Consider the following 4358-nt stretch of genomic DNA (forward strand, 5'->3'; position numbering starts at 1 on the left):
CGGGGGCTGGTCGGGCAGCCAGCCGAAGGTGAGGCAACTGCCGATCACGCCGAACAGCATGCCGATCAGGAAGCCTCCCAGGTTGGAGGTGAGCCAGCTGCCCAGCGAGGCCAGCACGGCGAGGATGGAGTAGAACAGCCGCTGGGCCGGGTTGAACAGGATCAGCAGGCCGCAGACCACCATCACCGTGGGGACCAGGTAGCCGGACAGCCCCTGGAGCCCGATGTGCAGGACGACGGGCAGCGGGGCGCGCAGCGTGAAGAGGATCTCCGCGCCGCCGAACAGGACGAGCACTCCGCCCCAGAACGGCCGCCGGCCCCGCCAGCCGCGCCAGGACGGGCGGCTCCGGGCCGCCGGCACGGCCTCGGGCGTCGGCACGGGTGTCGGATCCAGAGCGGGCACCGCCGCAGGCACCGGCGCGGGCACCGGCTCCGGCGTCGGCTCGGGTGCGGCCACCGTCAGCAGCCCTCGGAGCTGAAGCTCAGCCGCAGGTTGGGCAGTTTGAAGGCGGCGGCGGTGGTGGCGTAGTTGTGCTGCCGCAGGTTGCGGATCGTGACGGCGTCGGCCTGCTGCCCGAAGACGCCGGGCAGGCCCTGGACGCCGGCCTTGGTGAAGGTGCTCGCGTCGCCGCCGACCTCGATGTTCGTGAACTCGGCGTCGCCGGTGAGCAGGTCGGAGTCGGTGGTGAGGTCGGTGGCGGTCACCGGCGTCCCGGCGTCGCCCGCCCTGATCAGCAGGTTGATGCCGCCGAGTTCGACGCTCTGGCACAGTTTGGTGAGCGTCGCCCGCTTGATCGCGGAGACCGCGACCAGCACCTGCCCGCCGGTGTCCCCGGCGTTCGGGCTGTCCTCGATCATGTGGTCCAGGCTTCCGAACTGCTCGAATCCGACGCCTTCCAGGCTGTCGGCGGTGACGGTGAACGGCATGCCGGAGATCGCGAACTGGGCGGCGAGCACGCCCTGCGCGGTCAGGGTCATCAGCACGGCACCGGCGGCGACGGCGGGAACGGCCATCAGCGCGGTGCGCTTCAGCCGGACCCGTCCTCGGCGCCGCACGGGCGCCTCCGCGCCGGCGGTGCTCTCGGTGGTGCGGGCGGCGTCCTCGGACGTGGCCATGTGTGCTCCCTCGGATGGTGGGGACGGGCAGTCACTGGCACGTTGTCCTGGCGCGGACAGCGTTCCGCGGCACGGCCGGGAGGGGCCGCCCCTCGGCAGCGGGGCGGGCCGGTCGGGCCGCGGTGGGTAACTGGGAAGCTACTGCCGGGTATTGAGCGGGTCAATACGGGTGCGCGAAGGATCACCGCCCGCTCCCCGGCGCCGCGATCGGCGCACCGGCCCTACGGCACGGGATCCACGGCCAGGCGGCGCGCGGCCTCGGCCGGGCCGAGGAAGGGGGCCAGGCAGAAGAGGCTCAAGGTCGGGAGAAGATCCGGGAGTTGGTCGGTGCGACCGGCGTCGATGCGGCGCTGCAGGGCGCAGTAGACGCCGCCGACCACGGCGTCGACCATCGCCTCCGCCGCGACCCCGCCCGGGAGTTCGGGCACCTCGGCGAAGAACGCCCGGAAACGAGTGAGGAGTTGGTCCCGCTCACGGCGCCCGGCCGGGCCGACCGCGTCCAGCTCGATGACCGCCATGGCCGCGAAGGCCGGCACCCCGGCCAGCAGCCCGAGCATCGCCCGCAGCGCCTCGCGGATCCCGGTGCACCAGTCCGGCGCGGCCGCGAACGCCGCCGCCATCCGCCGGATCACCACTGCGGTGCCGTGCCGGTGGGCGGCGAGGAAGGCGTCCTCCTTGCCGGTGAACAGCGCGTAGAAGACCGGCCTGGTCACCCCGGCGGCGCGGCAGATGTCGCTCACCGTGGCGCGCTGGTAGCCGTGTTGCGCCACGGTGAGCACCAGTCCGTCGAGCAGCCGCTCGCGCTGGGTCGCGGCGACCACCCCGGGCGGCAGCCGGCTCGGGCCGCGCTTGATCGACCGGGCGGGATCGCGCCCGGTGCGCGCGCCGGGCAGCAGGACGGTGTCGACGTTTCGACGGGCCTCCGGTTTCATCGCCAACTCCTGTGCATCTCCTTGACATCGACGCGACGCCAGGTTTACAACACTGACGGGTTTCCCATCCGCGGTGAACGCCGCGGGAAGCCCCCACGCGTTCCGACCGCCCAGTATGGCGAACGCGTGCCCGGCGGTGGCAGCCGCCGACGAACACCCGCACCGCACGTACCGGGGACCCGTGGCGCCGGGCCCGCCGAGCAGCCGTCCGCGGCGCCCCGCCCCCGCACCGCCCCCGCACCACTCCGTCGCGGTCACGCCGCGGCCGACGCCACCGCGCGCGCCCCACGCCGACCGCACGGGCTCCCCCACCCGATTCACCCCGAGAGGCACACCCCCATGCGCATCCGCCGCACCCTCGCAGCCGTAGCCCTCGTCGCCGCCGCGGCGCCGGCCGCCGGCACCATCGCCCCGGCCCAGGCCGCCGACCACGCCACCGCCCCGGCCACCACCACCGCCGTCGCCGTGCTCACCCACACCTCGCCGGGCGGACCGAACGTCTCCGTCGGCGACGTGCTCGCCGCCGACCTGGCGGCCGGCACCACCGCCAACTTCTCCTCCAGCGCCACCGGAACGACCGGCATCAAGTGCGCCACCTCGGCGTTCTCCGCGACCGTCCTCACCAACCCCACCGCCCAGGGGGTCGCCACCGAGTCGCTCAACACCCAGACCTTCGGCTCCTGCACCTCGAACGTGATCGGCGTGACCGGCGTGCAGAGCATCACCGTCAACAACCTCGCCTACGTCAACTCGGTGAGCGACGCCGCGGGTTACCCGGTCTCGCTCGGCCCGGGCACCGCCGGGCCGGTGCAGACCACCGTGGTGCTGAGGACCATCCTCGGCACCATCACCTGCGTCTACCGGGCCACCGGCGGCCTCGCCGGCACGACGAACAACACCGGTCAGACCATCGGGTTCGGCGCCCAGCCGCTGCCGAAGTCCTCCGGACCGAGTACCTGCTTCCCGGTCGGCTACTTCACCGCCACCTACGGCCCGGTCCGGGACGTCTCGGTGGCCGGAAGCCCCGTCGTCCTCGTCAACTGACGCGCCCACCGGCGCCCCCGCGGCGCCGGTGAACCGGCCCGGTCGGCGACCCCCGGCCACCGACCGGGCGCGGCCGTGCCCGGGACAGCGAAGTGACCCGCGGGTAGGGTGCTGGCAACAGGCACCGGACGACGGGGATGTGGGGCGCGCATGGGCGGCGAGGGCACGCGGTTCTTCGACTCGGTGGCCGACACGGCCGCCCGGCTGGCCGAGGTGGGCTACCTGGCCTCCACCGAGGTCGCCACCACCGTCTTCCTCGCCGACCGGCTCGGCAAGCCGCTGCTCGTCGAGGGACCGGCCGGCGTCGGCAAGACCGAGCTGGCCAAGGCGGTCGCCGCGATCGGCCGCGCCCGGCTGGTCCGCCTCCAGTGCTACGAGGGCATCGACGAGTCCCGCGCCCTCTACGAGTGGAACCACGCCAAGCAGCTGCTGCGGATCACCGCCGGACGCGACGAGGGCTGGGACCAGGCCCGCACCGACGTCTTCGGCGAGGAGTTCCTGCTCACCCGGCCGCTGCTGACCGCCATCCGCGGCGAGGAGCCGACCGTGCTGCTCATCGACGAGATGGACAAGGCCGACGTCGAGGTCGAGGCACTGCTGCTCGAAGTGCTCAGCGACTTCCAGGTCACCGTGCCGGAGCTGGGCACCATCACGGCGAGCCGACGCCCGTTCGTCCTGCTCACCTCCAACGCCACCCGGGAGCTCTCCGAGGCGCTGCGCCGGCGCTGCCTCTTCCTCCACCTCGGCTACCCGGAGGCCGAGTTGGAGCGCCGGATCGTCCGGCTGCGCGTTCCCGGACTGGACGCGACGCTGGCCGAGTCGCTGGTGCGGGTGGTCGGCGCGCTGCGGGCGATGGAGCTGCGCAAGGCCCCCTCGGTGGCCGAGACCGTCGACTGGGCCCGCACCCTGCTCGCGCTCGGCGCCGACACCCTCGACGAGACGGTCGTGCGCGCCACCCTCGGTGTGATCCTCAAGCACCAGGACGATGTGCTGAAGGCCGCGCGGAAGCTCACCGTGGCATGACCGTCCCGGCCCCGCCCGGGGACGGCGCCGCGACGGCCCGGCCGGCCGCCGGCCCCTCCGACGTCGCCGACCCCGCCGACATCGCCGCCCGGCTGACCGGCTTCGTGCGCGCCCTGCGCGGCCACGGGCTGCGGATCGGGCCCGCCGAGACGGTCGACGCCGCGGCCGTACTGGACGTGCTCGGCCTCGCCGACCGCGATCAGGTCAGGGCCGGGCTGGCCGCCGCGCTGGCCCGCTCCGACGG

5 protein-coding genes and 1 pseudogene are annotated in these 4358 nt (G+C 74.0%); 3 read left to right on the forward strand and 3 right to left on the reverse strand.

All coding sequences use genetic code 11. From position 1 onward, the window contains the following. The 3 genes from ABD308_RS37275 to ABD308_RS37285 all read right to left on the reverse strand — a co-directional run. On the reverse strand, nucleotides 1–378 hold a 378-nt coding region (locus tag ABD308_RS37275; protein ID WP_344345051.1), incomplete at its 3' end, for a DUF6114 domain-containing protein. Nucleotides 379–458: 80 nt separating this feature from the next. Then, nucleotides 459–1115 (reverse strand): DUF6230 family protein, encoded by a 657-nt coding sequence (locus tag ABD308_RS37280; RefSeq protein WP_344345054.1) that lies wholly within the window; start codon nucleotides 1113–1115, stop codon nucleotides 459–461. A 221-nt stretch (nucleotides 1116–1336) separates the two neighbouring features. Further along, nucleotides 1337–2047, reverse strand: a complete 711-nt coding sequence (locus tag ABD308_RS37285) for a TetR/AcrR family transcriptional regulator (RefSeq protein ID WP_344345065.1) — start codon at nucleotides 2045–2047, stop codon at nucleotides 1337–1339. 339 nt (nucleotides 2048–2386) lie between these two features. Between ABD308_RS37285 and ABD308_RS37290 the strand changes: the two genes are divergently transcribed. The 3 genes and pseudogenes from ABD308_RS37290 to ABD308_RS37300 all read left to right on the forward strand — a co-directional run. Then, on the forward strand, nucleotides 2387–3091 hold the full coding sequence (locus tag ABD308_RS37290) for a Tat pathway signal sequence domain protein (protein WP_344345058.1): 705 nt from the start codon (nucleotides 2387–2389) through the stop codon (nucleotides 3089–3091). A gap of 150 nt (nucleotides 3092–3241) precedes the next feature. Next, nucleotides 3242–4114, forward strand: coding sequence for an AAA family ATPase (locus tag ABD308_RS37295; protein WP_344345061.1), 873 nt, complete (start codon nucleotides 3242–3244; stop codon nucleotides 4112–4114). Beyond that, nucleotides 4111–4358 (forward strand): annotated as a pseudogene (locus ABD308_RS37300) (hypothetical protein); the annotation flags it as partial. The gene ABD308_RS37295 and the pseudogene ABD308_RS37300, both read left to right, overlap by 4 nt.

It is taken from the genome of Kitasatospora putterlickiae (genome assembly GCF_039527695.1).
In the GTDB taxonomy this organism is placed as follows: domain Bacteria; phylum Actinomycetota; class Actinomycetes; order Streptomycetales; family Streptomycetaceae; genus Kitasatospora; species Kitasatospora putterlickiae.